Here is a 15,129-nt window from a genome sequence, read left to right as displayed (position 1 = left end):
GGGAGAGCAAGGTGCGTTCGTTGCATCATTATTTTATCGAAAACCAAGATATTCAATCGATCATGAAAGGAATTGAGGCGGGGTTAAAAGAGCAGCTTATAACAGGATTATCTGGCTCTGCTCGATCCGTATTTTTATCTGCTCTTTATAAAGAAACAGCAAGACCGCTTCTTATTGTTGCTCATAACCTATTTCAAGCGCAAAAAATATATGATGATCTTGTTCAAATTTTAGGATCAGAGGAAGTGTTTCTGTATCCAGTTAATGAAATGATTGCCGCAGAAATGGCCATTGCTAGCCCGGAACTAAAGGCTCAGCGTTTAGAGGTCATGAATTATTGGTCAGAGCAAAAAAGAGGAATTGTGATTGCTCCTGTTGCTGGGGTGCGGCGTTTATTGCCGCCAAAGTCGTTATGGAAAGAAAATTTACTGAAAATTACTGTGGAGCAAGAATTCGATATTGAAGCTTATAAACATCGTTTTGTTCAAATGGGATATAAGCGTGTATCCGTTGTATCAACCCCGGGAGAATTTAGCATCCGCGGTGGTATTATTGATATTTATCCGTTAACAGCTGAATTGCCATACCGAATGGAATTATTTGATACAGAGGTAGAATCGATTCGAACATTTACGGTTGACGATCAACGCTCTCATGAGGAAGTGCAGCAAGTTTTAATCGGACCTGTAAATGAGACACTTGTATATGGGGATGCACTGCAGCAAGGAATCAAGCGCATTGAGATGGGATTAAAAGAAAGTATTCAAAAGGTCAAAGATGAAAAAACGAAGCAGCTGCTATTGCAGCATATTTCATATGAGCTCGAGCGCTTGAAGCAAGGGCAAGAAATTGAGCAGCCATATAAATATTCGGCACTTTTTTATGAGCAACCTGCTAGTTTGCTAGATTATCTGCCAGAAAACGGTTTGTTGTTGCTTGATGAGGTGAGCCGGCTGCAAGAAACGTCAGAAAATTTAGATGAAGAGGAAGCAGAGTGGCAGACAAGTTTACTTGCAGAGGGTAAAACGATTCATACTGCTTTTGTTTCTCACTCATTTTCTGATCTATTGCAGAAAAACAAAAGGCCGATTTTATATTTATCGCTCTTTTTACGGCATGTTCCGCACACCCATCCGCAAAATATCGTCAATATTTCCTGCAAGCAAATGCAAAATTTTCATGGACAAATGCCGTTGCTAAAGGCGGAGCTAGAAAGATGGAAAAAGGCGAAATACGCCATCGTTTTTTTAGCTGCGAATGCAGAACGAATGCGAAAATTACAATCTGTTTTGGAAGATTATGAGATGGATGCTTCTCCTTTGCCTGGAGGAGCGTTGCCGATGCATGGCAAGATCCAGATTATTCAAGGAGACTTGGGCACTGGTTTTGAGTTGCCGATGCAAAAACTGGCGGTCATTACTGAAGAAGAACTATTTAAAAAGCGGGTAAAAAAACCAGCTCGCCGACAGAAATTATCAAATGCAGAGCGAATTAAAAGCTATTCAGAGCTGCAAGTAGGAGATTATGTAGTCCATGTCAATCATGGGATTGGTAAATACTTAGGCATCGAGACGTTAGAAATCAATGGGATTCATAAAGACTATATTCATATTCAATATCAAGGTAGCGATACGCTCTATGTTCCTGTCGATCAAATCGATCAGGTGCAAAAATATGTAGGCTCAGAGGGAAAAGAACCGAAAATTTATAAATTGGGCGGTTCGGAATGGAAAAAGGTAAAGAAAAAGGTTGAGTCGTCTGTTCAAGATATTGCGGAAGACTTAATTAAACTTTATGCAGAGCGGGAAGCAAGCAAGGGATATGCGTTTTCTCCAGATACGGAAATGCAGCGCGAATTTGAAGCAGCCTTTCCTTATCAAGAAACAGATGATCAGCTGCGTTCTATTGAGGAAATTAAACGGGATATGGAAAGCGAAAAGCCGATGGATCGTTTATTATGCGGCGATGTCGGCTACGGAAAAACAGAAGTGGCCCTTCGCGCAGCCTTTAAAGCGATTATGGATGGAAAGCAAGTAGCTTTTTTAGTTCCAACCACTATTTTGGCCCAGCAGCATTATGAAACGATTCGAGAGCGGTTTCAAGGATATCCGATTGAAATTGGCCTGCTTAATCGTTTTCGGACAAGGAAGCAGCAATCAGAGACGATCCAAGGATTGAAAAATGGCACAGTTGACATTGTGATTGGCACCCATCGATTATTATCGAGGGATGTAGCCTTTAAAGACTTAGGGCTGCTCATTATTGATGAAGAGCAGCGGTTTGGTGTAAGCCATAAAGAGAAAATTAAACAGCTAAAAGCGAATATTGATGTGCTAACATTGACTGCAACGCCGATTCCTAGAACATTGCATATGTCCATGATTGGCGTGCGTGATTTATCCATTATTGAGACTCCGCCGGAAAATCGTTTTCCTGTACAGACGTATGTGATGGAACATACGCCAGAGCTAATTCGCGAGGCCATTGAGCGAGAGCTTGCCAGAGATGGGCAAGTATTTGTCTTGTACAACCGCATTGAAGATATTGATATAAGAGCGGAAGAGATCTCGATGCTTGTACCCGACGCTCGTGTCACATATGCGCACGGGAGAATGAGCGAGAACGAACTGGAATCTGTGCTTCTTGCATTTTTAGAGGGACAATACGATGTGCTAGTGACGACGACAATTATTGAAACAGGCGTTGATATACCAAGCGTTAATACATTGATTGTATATGAGGCAGATAAAATGGGGCTATCCCAGCTTTATCAGTTAAGAGGGCGCGTTGGCCGTTCAAATCGGGTAGCGTATGCCTATTTTACGTATCGAAAGGATAAAGTATTAAATGAGGTTGCTGAGAAACGGCTGCAGGCAATTAAAGAATTTACAGAGCTCGGATCGGGATTTAAAATTGCCATGCGTGATTTATCCATTCGTGGAGCCGGAAATATACTGGGAGCTGAGCAGCATGGATTTATTGACTCGGTTGGTTTTGACTTGTATTCACAAATGCTGAAAGAAGCGATTGAAAAACGAAGAGGAGTGCAGCAAGAAGAAAAGCCAGCTGATGTGGAAATCGATATCGAAATTGATGCTTATATTCCTGATACGTATATTTCTGATGGCTTGCAAAAAATTGATATGTATAAACGCTTTAAAGCGATCAGCACCCTAGAAGAGTTGGAGGAGCTTCGCGAAGAAATGTTGGATCGTTTTGGAGAATATCCAGATGAGGTAGATTATTTATTCCAAATTGCTGAAATGAAGGTATATGCAAAACAAAATGGAGTCGAGTCCATTAAACAGCATAAGCAACAAATTGATTTACTATTTAATGATCAGGCTTCTAAGGATGTACAAATCCAACGTTTATCGAAAATAGGAAACAGATATGGACGAATATTTGGATTTGGCATGGAAGGTCCAAAGCTAAAAATTGTGCTGTATGTAAAGGGGCTAAAGCCTCAGGAATGGCTTGTCATCTTATATGAAACCTTAAAAGAGTTAGTATATGAGAAAGACGGAAAATCGGTGACAGCTTAAGCATCCCATGTTTACCCGTGGTGTCAGATACAATTGGTTTATTTGTTGTCCTTGTGCTGTATAAATATCAACGAACGTTATCTACAAAAATCCGAAGCCGGAAGAAAAGTCACCGACCTGCCTCGGGGACGCCAAAACCAACCAACAAGCCGCTTCCAGATAAATGAATTTATCTGGAAGCGGTTTTATTGGGTTGTCCGATCATTCCAATCGGATCATCCCTTGTTCGCATGGGACAAATGTTGATGTATCAAGATGTATCTATAATAGTAGTTGAGCATAATGCTTACCTAGCATCATGGGGATCTCATGTTTATTTTTTAGGAATGTTGTCGATCATGGAGGTTGGGGAATTTTATCTAAAATTGAAAAAATCACTTTCATCGTGTATAGAAGTTGGGTTGTGAAGGATACTAATCACAACAATGGTGAATTCTTCAACGAAGGATTCATCGATGTAATTTTTAAATTTAGATGAAAGTGAGGCAGCAATAGATGAAAGCAACTGGTATTGTTCGTCGAATTGATGATTTAGGACGCGTTGTCATTCCAAAAGAAATTCGCAGAACGTTGCGTATTCGAGAAGGAGATCCGCTCGAAATATTCGTTGATCGTGATGGTGAGGTTATATTAAAAAAATATTCGCCTATTAGCGAGCTTGGTGATTTTGCGAAAGAATATGCAGAGGCATTGTTTGACAGCTTAGGTCATCCGGTTTTAATTTGTGACCGAGATACCTTTATCGCCGTAGCTGGTGTGTCGAAAAAAGAATTTCTCAATAAAGGTGTAAGCTCTCTTATTGAGAAAGCAATGGAGGAGCGCCAGTCTGTGATCCATACAGAAGAGAGTGAAGTGGAGCTTGTCGATGGCCATGAGGAACGATTGAAATCATATACAATCGGACCGATTGTGGCGAACGGGGATCCAATTGGAGCTGTTGTCATTTTATCAAAAGACAAAACGATTGGCGAAGTAGAGCACAAATCAGCGGAAACTGCTGCAAGCTTTTTAGCGCGGCAAATGGAGCAATAATGAAATAAAGTGGATTACTTAACAAACGATATCGCTATATTTTGAGCGGTAACACGTGAATGGCCTCCGCTCGCATGTCTAAAGCAGGCAAATGTTATAACGGCTATCAATGTCGACCTGCTTGCTATTGGGTTATCGTTTACGGGGTATGCTAAAAAGAGCGCCTGAGATTTTAAAACAGAATGGACGCCTAATAAAATGTTATCCCCTTAAGGAATGTTTGTACTTTATGCAACGAGCTTTGAGGCGAGCGGGCTGTTTTGAATAAACAGCATTCTATTCCTTCAGAAAGGCAGCTGCTATGCTGTCTTTTTCTTTTTGCGTTATAATGGCAAGGGCTAGCTTTTAGAGTGTTGGAAGGTGAAGCGAAATGGCTATAAATGGTGAATCGCGAAATGCAAGCATATGGCGCGGAGCTACTGTTTTGGCTATTGCAGCCGTTGTAACGAAAATATTGAGCGCTTTTTACCGTATCCCTTATCAAAATATTGTAGGCGATATCGGTTTCTACATTTATCAGCAGGTTTATCCGATTTATGCAATGGTTATAGCTTTAGCTACATACGGCTATCCCGTTGTCATCTCTAAACTTGTAGCGGAGCAAGCAGAAGAAAAAAATGAAGCGGGAATTCGCTATGTTTTGCAAGTCTCATTCTGGTTTTTAGCTGTTATGGGCCTGCTTTGCTTCGGTGTGTTGTACGTAGGGGGAGGGTGGATTGCGCGATGGATGGGAGATGAAAAGCTGACACCGCTGATTCGTACCATTTCTTTCTCATTTTTACTTCTGCCCTTTCTTTCCGTATTACGCGGTTATTTCCAAGGAAAAAATGAGATGATGCCAACGGCTCTGTCACAAGTAGCAGAGCAATCCGTGCGAGTAGCCACGATTATCATCTGTTCATATCTTTTAGTGAAAACGGGACATACCATGTATGAAGCTGGAACAGGTGCTATTTTTGGATCGTTGACGGGAGGGTTTGCAGCGCTTTTGCTTTTAAGTGCGTATTGGCTGCGCAGCGCACGTTCACTGTATTTCTACGAAGCTTCGAGGCTGTCTGCTCAAAGTGTTATTCGGTATTTATTTGTACAAGGATTGACGATCTGTATAGCCAATATGGCACTAACGCTTACTCAACTTGCTGATGCGATGTCGTTATTATCATTGTTAATGGAAAAAGGAATAGAGGAGCAGGCTGCGAAAGCATTTAAAGGAGTATATGATCGCGGTCAGCCGCTTGTGCAGCTAGGAACCGTTGTTGCGACGTCGTTCTCATTAACGCTTGTGCCGCTCATTGCAGGAGCGAAAAAACGCGGGGACGAGACATTTATTTTAGAAAAAATAGACGTCACCTTGCGGGTTGCTCTTGTTGTCGGTATCGGTGCGGCTTTTGGCTTGGCTGCGTTAATCCGTCCGGTCAACATCATGCTGTTCAAAAATGATGCCGGCTCTTGGCCATTAGCTATTTTATCGCTATCTATTTTTTTTACCACGATGTCTCTTACAGCTTCCGCCCTTTTACAAGGGATTGGATATGAGCAATTTGCCGTCATTGGCGTACTCATTGCGTTTATTAGTAAGTGGTTGGGCAATCTTTGGTTTGTCCCTATGTTTGGAATTGCCGGAGCGTCATGGGCTACCTGGCTTTCATACATCGTGATGTTTTTGTTTCTGTATCAAGTATTACGAAAGAAGATAGGTGTTTGGTTTATTAGGAAGAAAGATGTATATGCTGTAATGAAAGCGGCGCTTATAATGGTGGTATCATTAAAACTATATATGTGGGGAACGCAGCTGTGGGGAGGAAGCCGGCTGGGAGCGACAGGTCAAGCATTGCTTGGCGTGCTGCTTGGAGGAAGCGTTTATATTATAATGATTTTAAGAGGAAAGCTTTTCTCTCCAAAAGAGATTGCTTTATTTCCTTTTGGAGAAAAATTATGCATATTTCTTGGCAAAATAGGTGATGAAAAGTGAATACGATTTTTATTTTTGGCTTGGGTGCGGGAGATATAGATCAATTGCCGCTTGGCATTTACCGTCAATTAAAAACGGCTTCTCCACTTTTTTTGCGCACAAAAGAGCATCCGGTTGTACAAGCACTTATTGATGAAGGGGTCCCGGCCACCTCTTTTGATGAGTTATATCAAACATATGAAACGTTTGAAGAAGTATATGAAGCGATTGTTCGTGTACTGTTGGACAAAGCGCAAACGAGCGATGTATATTATGCGGTACCTGGACACCCTCTCGTAGCAGAAAAAACGGTACAGCTTTTATTAGAGGCTGAACAAAAGCAGCAATGCCGGGTGGTGGTTTCAGGGGGCCAAAGCTTTTTGGATCCGCTGTTTGCCGCTGTGAAAATCGATCCAATTGAAGGCTTTCAGCTTCTGGATGCAACATCGTTTCAGCAAGAGGAGTGGCAGTTAACGAATCACGTTGTTTTTTGTCAAGTATATGATTCATTCATTGCTTCTGAAGTGAAACTCACATTAATGGAACAACTGCCAGATGATTATCCTGTTTATGTGGTGACAGCGGCAGGGACGGTAGCAGAAAAAGTGATTCAAGTTCCTTTATATGAGCTGGATCGTGTTACGGAGCTGAACAATTTAACGAGCGTCTACGTTCCGCCTGTGAAGGAAGAAAAGTGGCTGTATCATCGTTTTGAGAAATTGCGTCATGTCATTGCTACACTCCGCGGACCAAATGGCTGTCCATGGGATCGTAAGCAGACGCACGAATCATTAAAAAAATATTTGCTAGAAGAAGCATATGAACTGTTTGATGCTATTGATATGCAGGACGATGCCGGCATCATTGAAGAATTGGGAGATGTTTTATTGCAAGTGATGCTGCATGCGCAAATTGGTGAGGATGAGGGTCTTTTTTCCATATTTGATGTCATCAAAGGAATTACGGAGAAAATGATTCGCCGCCATCCCCATGTATTTGGAGACATAGAGGTACAAAATGCAGAGGAAGTTTTGCAAAATTGGCAGCTGATTAAGGAAAAAGAAAAACAAGACCGTTCTGTATCGTTGCTTGACCAAGTGCCGAAAAGTTTATCAAGTCTTCTAAAGGCTTATGAATTTCAAGTAAAAGCAGCAAAAGTCGGCTTTGATTGGGATGACGTAAAACCGATGTGGGAGAAAGTAGAAGAAGAAATGCAAGAATTTAAACAGGAGCTTTTGCAAGGACACCAAGATGTGAAAAAGCAAATGAATGAGTTCGGAGATCTATTGTTTGCTCTTGTCAACATCGCTCGTTATTATAAGATCAATCCGGAAGAGGCGTTACAGGCAACAAATATGAAATTTTACCGTCGTTTTTCTTATATTGAAGAGCAGGTGAAGACGCGCGGCTTGCGCATGGAGGCACTATCTCTACAAGAGCTTGATCAATGGTGGGAGGAAGCAAAGGAGAAAGGTCTATAAAAGGAGGACGGCTAATGCGGCTTGATAAGTTTTTGAAGGTATCACGCCTTATTAAAAGGCGGACATTAGCGAAAGAAGTGGCAGAGCAAGGGCGTATCGCGATCAACGATACCATTGCAAAGGCTAGCTCAACAGTGAAAATAGGGGATGAAGTGACGATTCAATTTGGACAGAAAAAATTGACTGTTAAAATTACTGATTTAAAAGAAACGACAAAAAAAGAAGAAGCGTCGCAGCTTTATGAAATTATAAAGGAAGAGCGTATCGAAGAGGAACTCCCACAAAATGAATGATGATAGCTTGTTCTAAAATGTCCCTCGCATTCATACATATGGTACAAATGTGAGATGATTGCGGGGGATGAATATGAGCCAACATTACGAAGGAATGAACAATAAAGGAGCTGTGCAAGAGCATGATGTGGTGATGCGGGGGCGCCGGCTTTTAGATATTACGGGTGTCAAGCAGGTAGAAAGCTTTGACAGCGAAGAGTTTTTGTTGGAAACAGTGATGGGATTTTTGTCTATTCGGGGACAAAACTTGCAAATGAAAAACTTAGATGTTGATAAAGGAATTGTTTCCATCAAGGGGAAAATTTTCGATTTGATTTATTTAGATGAACATCATCAGGAGAAAGCTAAAGGATTCTTTAGCAAGTTGTTCAAATGAGTGTAACCACTCAACTCGAAACGATGCTTGCTATGATTGGAATGGGCGGCTGGCTCGGCCTGTCGATCGACACATATAGCCGCTTTTTACAACGCCGGAAGCGGGCTCGTTTCATCGTTTTTATTAATGATGTTTTATTCTGGCTCCTCCAAGGTCTCATTATTTTTTATGTATTGCTGCTTGTTAATGAAGGGGAACTGCGAGTTTATATTTTTTTAGCTATTTTATGTGGTTATGCCGCTTATCAAAGCTTGTTGCGCAGCCTATATTTGCGGCTATTAGAAATGTTAATTCGCTTTTTTACAGCATTGTTCCGCTTTTTTGTCAGGACATGCTATTATATAGTGGTTCGCCCTATACAAGGGCTTCTGCATCTATTACTGCTGCTTTTGCTTGTGATATGGAAATTGATTCTTTCGACATGTAAACTGCTCTATCGTTGTGTTATTTTTTTGCTAATGCCTGTTTTTTGGCTGATAAAATGGCTTTGGATGATGGTTCCGCTTAAGCAAAGAGAGACAATAGCTAAATTTTTTGATTGGGCGGCAGGAGTTGTGCAAAGAGTCAAGAATATCATCATAAAAAGGAGCTCTAAATTCCGAAAATAGGAGTGGAGGTATAAAATGTGAGTGCTTTACATAAAAACAATGTGACAAAGCTTCATTCTTCATATGCTCTAGCACACGAAGAAAAAGAAAGGAAAACGGCAAAAAGACGGCGTATGGTTGTTATTCGTTTTGCTTTTTTATGTGCGGTGCTCATGGCGCTGTCCACTGTATTTTTATATTCTCTCCACTCTCAGTCCGCCGATATTGAGGCGAAGGTAAAAGAGCAGCAGAAGCTCGAGAAACAATTAAAAGCGTTGGAGAAGCAGCAAAAGCAATTGGAGGACGAAATTAAAAAGCTTCATGACGATGACTATATTGCGGAACTGGCCAGAAAAAAGTATTATTTATCAAAAGAAGGGGAAATCATATTTGCTGTTCCGAAAAAATAATCAGCGAATCCCTCAAGACATGGGCATTGAGCTTATTGACACCTGTTTTTCGCATTCGTTATAATAAAGAAAATAATTTTTACTTTTTTAATGATTAAGGAGGAGCACTTTTTTTATGTCAATTGAAGTAGGCAGCAAGTTACAAGGCAAAGTAACGGGAATTACAAAATTCGGAGCGTTTGTGGAGCTGCCAGACGGCGTAACAGGCTTGGTGCATATTAGCGAAGTAGCCGATAATTATGTAAAAGATATTAATGACCATCTTAAAGTCGGCGATGTGGTAGATGTCAGAGTCATTAATGTTGAAAAAGACGGAAAAATCGGCTTGTCGATTAAAAAGGCAAAAGAATCGCAGTCTTCACAGCGCCCGCGTACGAAAGTGAATGATCGTGCCACAAAAGAGAGTTTCGAACAAAAAATCAGCCGCTTTTTAAAAGAAAGCGAAGATCGTTTAGCCTCTCTAAAACGTCATACTGAATCAAAACGAGGAGGTCGTGGCGCGAGACGCGGTTGACTTGCTGCTGAATTACCATAATAATCGGGCAGATAAGTAAATGGTGAACGTATAGAAGCATCCAGCTGATGGATGCTTTTTCTATGTCGCATCTGATGATGGTCATACAAACTCAAGTGGCTGACGTGTGTAAATGTCGCTCGTTTTGTCAAAGAATACAGGGATCGTCATGCGATAGACAGCGATGCTTGTTATGTAAGTACAGGCAAGGCAGAACGGTGGCCATATTCCTTTTTACATTCAAAAATAGATAAAAAAATGTTGACAAAAGAAAAATAGAAAATTAAAATTATAATTGTCGTTATATGGCGGCGTAGCTCAGCTGGCTAGAGCGTACGGTTCATACCCGTGAGGTCGGGGGTTCGATTCCCTCCGCCGCTATCATAAAAATAAGGCCCGTTGGTCAAGTGGTTAAGACACCGCCCTTTCACGGCGGTAACACGGGTTCGAATCCCGTACGGGTCACTACAGGAGGATGCTTCCTAGCAATAGGAAGCATCCTTTTTTATTTTTTTCAAACAAGGCAGAGCCTGTATCATTATGGCAAGTGAGCATGAAATTCGTCGAACAGTTTTTTATACAGCGTTCCTTTTTTGACAAATTTTTGATAATTCAGGAGATATAATAGGGCTAATAGAAAAAACAAAGGAGTGGTTCGGAAGTGGAAAGAATTGAAAGTCGTTTAATCAACCAAATTTCAGAGGTGCCGCTTAACAACACACCAGCTATTTTCTCACGTTGGACGAAGCATTTGAAATTAAGGTTAGGGCATTTGTTTATTCATAAAGGATTTCTATTATTAGTCATTGGTTTTTTGCTTGGGCGCGCGCTCATTTTATCAAAGCTGATTCCATTTGCTTTGCCATTTTTTGTGTCTGTTTATATGATGCGCCGTGAAAAAGCAGGGTTAGCATTTATTGCTTTAGTAGCAGGATCACTAACGGTATCGTTTGAAACGGCGCTGTTTGTTTTGGGAGGGATGGTTAGCTTTTTGCTGCTCTATCCATTCATTAAGAAATTTTTTGATGAATCACTGAAAACGCTCCCTGTTGTTGTATTTTGTCTCTCTTTTTCTACAAAATTGGCGGTTATTTACCTTTTATCGGGTACACCGACAATGTACGAAAATATCATGGCTTTGATTGAAGCTGGTCTTGGGTTTGTCCTTACTCTGATTTTTCTGCAAAGCATTCCTCTGTTAACAATGCAAAAATATAAGCAATCATTAAGGTCTGAGGAAATTATTTCTCTCGTTATTTTACTTGCTTCGATGCTAACAGGTACGATTGGCTGGCAGCTATCTGATTTATCTGCTGAGTATATTTTATCCCGTTATCTCGTATTACTATTTGCTTTTGTGGCAGGTACAACAGTTGGTTCGACAGTAGGAGTAGTAACAGGACTGATTTTAAGCTTAGCGAATGTGGACAATTTATATGAAATGGGATTGCTTGCATTTGCTGGGCTTTTAGGCGGCTTATTGAAAGAAGGCAAGAAAATTGGTGCGGCTTTTGGAATGCTTGTTGCTACTTTATTGATCGGATTGTATGGAAACGGAAAAATGGATGTCGTTCCAACCATATTGGAATCTTGCGTTGCGACATTGTTGTTTCTGCTTACTCCTAGCTCGTTAATAGAAAAGGTAGCCAAGTATGTACCTGGCACTGTCGAGTATATGAATGAACAACAGCAATATGTACGGAAAGTGCGCGATGTGACTGCTCAGAGAGTTTCGCAATTTTCCCGTGTGTTTCAGGCATTGGCTAACAGCTTTTCTAGCGATCGGCTTCTTTCAGATCATGAATATAGCGAAAGAGAGGTTGACTATTTCCTTAGCAATATTGCTGAGAAAACATGCCAAACATGCTTTAGGAAAGAACAATGCTGGTCTCAGCAGTTTGATACAACATATGATTATATGAAACAGATTATGACAGAGGCTGAGACAGGAAATCTCATGCAAAACCATAAACTTTTGCGTGAATGGGATCGCTACTGCATGAAGGCCAAAAAAATGGTTGAAGTGATGGAAAAGGATGTTGCGATTTATCAAGCTAATCAAAAACTGCGAAAGCAAATTCAAGAGAGCCGCAAGCTTGTGGCTGAACAACTTATGGGAGTTTCGCAAGTTATGGAAGATTTCGCTAAAGAGATTCAACGGGAGCGCGAAAATCATTATTTACAGGAGGAACAAATTTTCCACGCGTTGCAGGAGTTTGGCATCGAGGTGGGGCATGTTGATATTTATAGTTTGGAAAAAGGAAATATTGATATTGAGATGAGCATTCCATATTGCGAGGGGCGAGGGGAATGTGAAAAATTAATCGCGCCGATGCTTTCTGATATTTTAGATGAAACCATTGTTGTCAAAAGAGAGGAGTGTGCCGCCTATCCAAATGGATATTGCCGTGTTGCATTCGGATCAACGAAAGCTTTTGTTGTCGAAACAGGGGTAGCGTTTGCAGCAAAAGGAGGGGGATTTGTTTCTGGTGATAGTTATTCCATGATTGAGCTTGGCGCAGGAAAATATGCGATTGCAATCAGCGATGGGATGGGGAATGGAGAAAGAGCGCATAATGAAAGCAATGAAACGCTTCGGTTATTGCAAAAAATTTTACAAACAGGTATTGATGAAACAGTAGCCATTAAGTCGATTAATTCGATTCTTTCACTGAGAACGACGGATGAAATTTTTTCAACACTTGATTTAGCGATTATTGATCTGCAAAATGCGGCCACGAAATTTTTGAAAATCGGCTCTATTCCTAGTTTTGTTAAAAGAGGAAATAAAGTGATAAAAATTGAATCAAGCAATTTACCAATAGGAATTATTAAAGAATTCGAATTTGAAATGGTTAGCGAGCAATTAAAAGCGGGCGATCTATTAATTATGATGAGCGATGGAGTATTTGAAGGGCCTTCCCATGTCGAGAATCATGAGCTATGGATGAAACGAAAAATTACCGAATTGCAAACCAATGATCCACAAGAAGTAGCGGATTTAATCATGGAAGAGGTGATTCGAACTCGTTCTGGAAAAATCGAGGATGATATGACCGTAATCGTAGCTAAGATTAAGCATAATACGCCAAAATGGGCAACGATTCCGGCTTATATGTATGCGAAAAAAGCTCAATAAGTATAAAATTCTTTCATTCCGTCGATGATGGTAATACATCATTTGAGGAGGGGAATGAAAGGTGCGAAAAGGAACATTACGGCAAATTTTATTAATTACGGATGGTTGCTCCAACCACGGAGAAGATCCGATCGCAATGGCTTCTCTAGCTAAGGAGCAGGGAATTACAGTCAATGTCATTGGTGTGCTTGATCAAGATACGATTGATGAAAACGGCTTGCGTGAAATAGAAGGAATTGCAATGGCGGGAGGTGGAGTTAGTCAGGTTGTTTATGCTAAACAGCTATCACAAACCGTGCAAATGGTCACACGAAAAGCGATGACACAAACATTGCAAGGAGTGGTTAATAAAGAGCTAAAGCAGATTTTAGGTTCCGATACATCGTTAGAGGATCTGCCTCCAGAAAAGCGCGGAGAAGTCATGGAAGTTGTCGATGAACTCGGCGAAACGATTGAATTGGAAGTTTTAATATTAATAGACACAAGCGGAAGCATGAAAACCAAGCTGCCAACAGTCAAAGAAGCATTATTTGATTTATCGTTGAGCTTAAATGCCCGTACCGGAGATAACCAATTCTCTGTTTTCGTATTTCCTGGGAAACAAGGAAATGTAGAAAAAGTGATGGACTGGACACCTAATCTGGAGGCACTATCGTCCGTATTTCCGAAATTAACGTCTGGAGGACTTACACCGACAGGTCCTGCATTACGTGAAGCGGTTTCCTACTACTTCAATAAAAAACGTTCCTTAAGGAGTTTGATCTCTGGTGATGAATCATACTTTGAAGAATCATCTATGTAAGCTGCCGACTGGAACGATTATTACGGGAAAATGGCATCGCAAAGCATACAAAATGATTAAGCTGCTCGGCAACGGAGCAAATGGGGTTGTTTATTTGGCGGAAAGCCAAAAGGGGCTTGTGGCGATTAAATTAAGTGATAATAACACCACCATTTTATCTGAAGTAAATGTATTAAAACGTTTTTCCAAGGTCCAAGGAGCCGCCCTTGGGCCTTCTTTGCTAGACGTGGATGACTGGCTTGATCCCTCTACCAATCGCCTGACTCCTTTTTATGTAATGGAATATATTAAAGGAGAGGAGTTCTTTTCCTTTATTAAAAAAAGAGGAAAAGAATGGATGATCATTTTAATTTTGCAATTGCTATCTGCATTAGATAAGCTGCATAAAGAAGGCTGGGTATTTGGAGATTTAAAACCAGAGAATTTGCTAGTGGCAGGAATGCCACCAACTATTCGGCTACTTGATGTTGGCGGTACGACTTTGCAAGGAAGAGCAATTAAAGAATTTACTGAATTTTATGATCGGGGATATTGGGGACTTGGTTCACGAAAAGCAGACCCTGCTTATGATCTATTCGCAGTCGCAATGATGATGATTCATGTTTGCTATCCTACACAATTTACCAAAAAGGAAAATGCGCGTCAGCAGTTACTATCTATGATTGAAGCGGATGCGACATTGCGAAAATATCGCAAAGCCCTTATGAAAGCGATTGATGGAACCTATAAGCAAGCGATTGAAATGAAACGAGATCTGGTAGCAGCTATTCATCATTCTGATCTCCCGCCAAAAGAAAAGCATGTTCCTCCCCAAACAATTCCTTCATCAAGAAGCAGGAAAAAACGGCGGAAAGCAAAAAAGCGGCGAGGAGGAGTGATTGAAACGGCATTTATTGCTGCCATTTTATTATTCGTATACGTACTATACTTATATGGACAAGTTCTTTAAATTGACAAACCTTCTTTTTTGAGAAAATATTTCATTAATGATACGATAAA

The 15,129-nt window shown here is 40.8% G+C and carries 12 protein-coding genes and 2 tRNA genes; all 14 read left to right on the top strand.

The features are described from left to right. The first annotated feature begins 11 nt into the window (after positions 1-11). Positions 12-3,545 carry a transcription-repair coupling factor gene (mfd, locus tag GGQ95_RS16945; RefSeq protein WP_183187200.1) on the top strand — a complete coding sequence of 1,178 codons (3,534 nt, stop codon included), beginning with the start codon at positions 12-14 and terminating at the stop codon, positions 3,543-3,545. Between the two features lie 495 nt (positions 3,546-4,040). After that, entirely contained in the window at positions 4,041-4,577 is a 537-nt protein-coding gene (gene spoVT / locus GGQ95_RS16940) for a stage V sporulation protein T (RefSeq protein WP_044742022.1), read from the top strand. 370 nt (positions 4,578-4,947) lie between these two features. Beyond that, on the top strand, positions 4,948-6,549 hold the full coding sequence (locus GGQ95_RS16935) for a putative polysaccharide biosynthesis protein (RefSeq protein ID WP_044742021.1): 1,602 nt from the start codon (positions 4,948-4,950) through the stop codon (positions 6,547-6,549). After that, the gene (yabN, locus tag GGQ95_RS16930; protein WP_183187199.1) at positions 6,546-8,009 is read left to right on the top strand and encodes a bifunctional methyltransferase/pyrophosphohydrolase YabN; all 1,464 of its coding nucleotides are present in this window, start codon (positions 6,546-6,548) and stop codon (positions 8,007-8,009) included. Before GGQ95_RS16935 ends, yabN begins: the two co-directional genes overlap by 4 nt. Positions 8,010-8,023: 14 nt before the next feature. Further along, positions 8,024-8,302 carry an RNA-binding S4 domain-containing protein gene (locus GGQ95_RS16925; RefSeq protein WP_066151198.1) on the top strand — a complete coding sequence of 93 codons (279 nt, stop codon included), beginning with the start codon at positions 8,024-8,026 and terminating at the stop codon, positions 8,300-8,302. A 73-nt stretch (positions 8,303-8,375) separates the two neighbouring features. Further along, on the top strand, positions 8,376-8,678 hold the full coding sequence (gene yabP / locus GGQ95_RS16920; RefSeq protein WP_044742018.1) for a sporulation protein YabP: 303 nt from the start codon (positions 8,376-8,378) through the stop codon (positions 8,676-8,678). Next, positions 8,675-9,286, top strand: coding sequence for a spore cortex biosynthesis protein YabQ (gene yabQ / locus GGQ95_RS16915; protein WP_080859979.1), 612 nt, complete (start codon positions 8,675-8,677; stop codon positions 9,284-9,286). The genes yabP and yabQ overlap by 4 nt, the downstream gene beginning before the upstream one ends. A 17-nt stretch (positions 9,287-9,303) precedes the next feature. After that, complete coding sequence (locus GGQ95_RS18740; RefSeq protein ID WP_080859981.1) at positions 9,304-9,675, top strand: FtsB family cell division protein; 372 nt, start codon at positions 9,304-9,306, stop codon at positions 9,673-9,675. Between the two features lie 115 nt (positions 9,676-9,790). Next, entirely contained in the window at positions 9,791-10,189 is a 399-nt protein-coding gene (locus tag GGQ95_RS16905) for a S1 domain-containing RNA-binding protein (RefSeq protein WP_066151188.1), read from the top strand. 307 nt (positions 10,190-10,496) lie between these two features. After that, positions 10,497-10,570, top strand: a tRNA-Met gene (locus tag GGQ95_RS16900). Positions 10,571-10,582: 12 nt separating this feature from the next. Next, positions 10,583-10,654, top strand: a tRNA-Glu gene (locus tag GGQ95_RS16895). 196 nt (positions 10,655-10,850) lie between these two features. Beyond that, positions 10,851-13,328, top strand: coding sequence for a stage II sporulation protein E (gene spoIIE, locus GGQ95_RS16890; RefSeq protein ID WP_183187198.1), 2,478 nt, complete (start codon positions 10,851-10,853; stop codon positions 13,326-13,328). 61 nt (positions 13,329-13,389) lie between these two features. Continuing rightward, positions 13,390-14,130, top strand: a complete 741-nt coding sequence (locus GGQ95_RS16885; RefSeq protein WP_044743279.1) for a VWA domain-containing protein — start codon at positions 13,390-13,392, stop codon at positions 14,128-14,130. After that, complete coding sequence (gene prkT / locus GGQ95_RS16880; protein ID WP_082063646.1) at positions 14,096-15,079, top strand: serine/threonine protein kinase PrkT; 984 nt, start codon at positions 14,096-14,098, stop codon at positions 15,077-15,079. Before GGQ95_RS16885 ends, prkT begins: the two co-directional genes overlap by 35 nt. Positions 15,080-15,129: the final 50 nt, after the last annotated feature.

The organism is Anoxybacteroides rupiense (genome assembly GCF_014196195.1).
GTDB classification, from domain to species: Bacteria; Bacillota; Bacilli; order Bacillales; family Anoxybacillaceae; genus Anoxybacteroides; species Anoxybacteroides rupiense.
This window is presented reverse-complemented; position numbering and strand designations above follow the sequence as displayed.

Bases quoted from the DNA above. Each gene is read 5' to 3' on its own strand.
- GGQ95_RS16925 (WP_066151198.1), top strand. From the start codon at position 8,024: ATGCGGCTTGATAAGTTTTTGAAGGTATCACGCCTTATTAAAAGGCGG.
- spoVT (WP_044742022.1), top strand. From the start codon at position 4,041: ATGAAAGCAACTGGTATTGTTCGTCGAATTGATGATTTAGGACGCGTT.
- yabP (WP_044742018.1), top strand. From the start codon at position 8,376: ATGAGCCAACATTACGAAGGAATGAACAATAAAGGAGCTGTGCAAGAG.
- GGQ95_RS16905 (WP_066151188.1), top strand. From the start codon at position 9,791: ATGTCAATTGAAGTAGGCAGCAAGTTACAAGGCAAAGTAACGGGAATT.
- GGQ95_RS16935 (WP_044742021.1), top strand. From the start codon at position 4,948: ATGGCTATAAATGGTGAATCGCGAAATGCAAGCATATGGCGCGGAGCT.
- yabQ (WP_080859979.1), top strand. From the start codon at position 8,675: ATGAGTGTAACCACTCAACTCGAAACGATGCTTGCTATGATTGGAATG.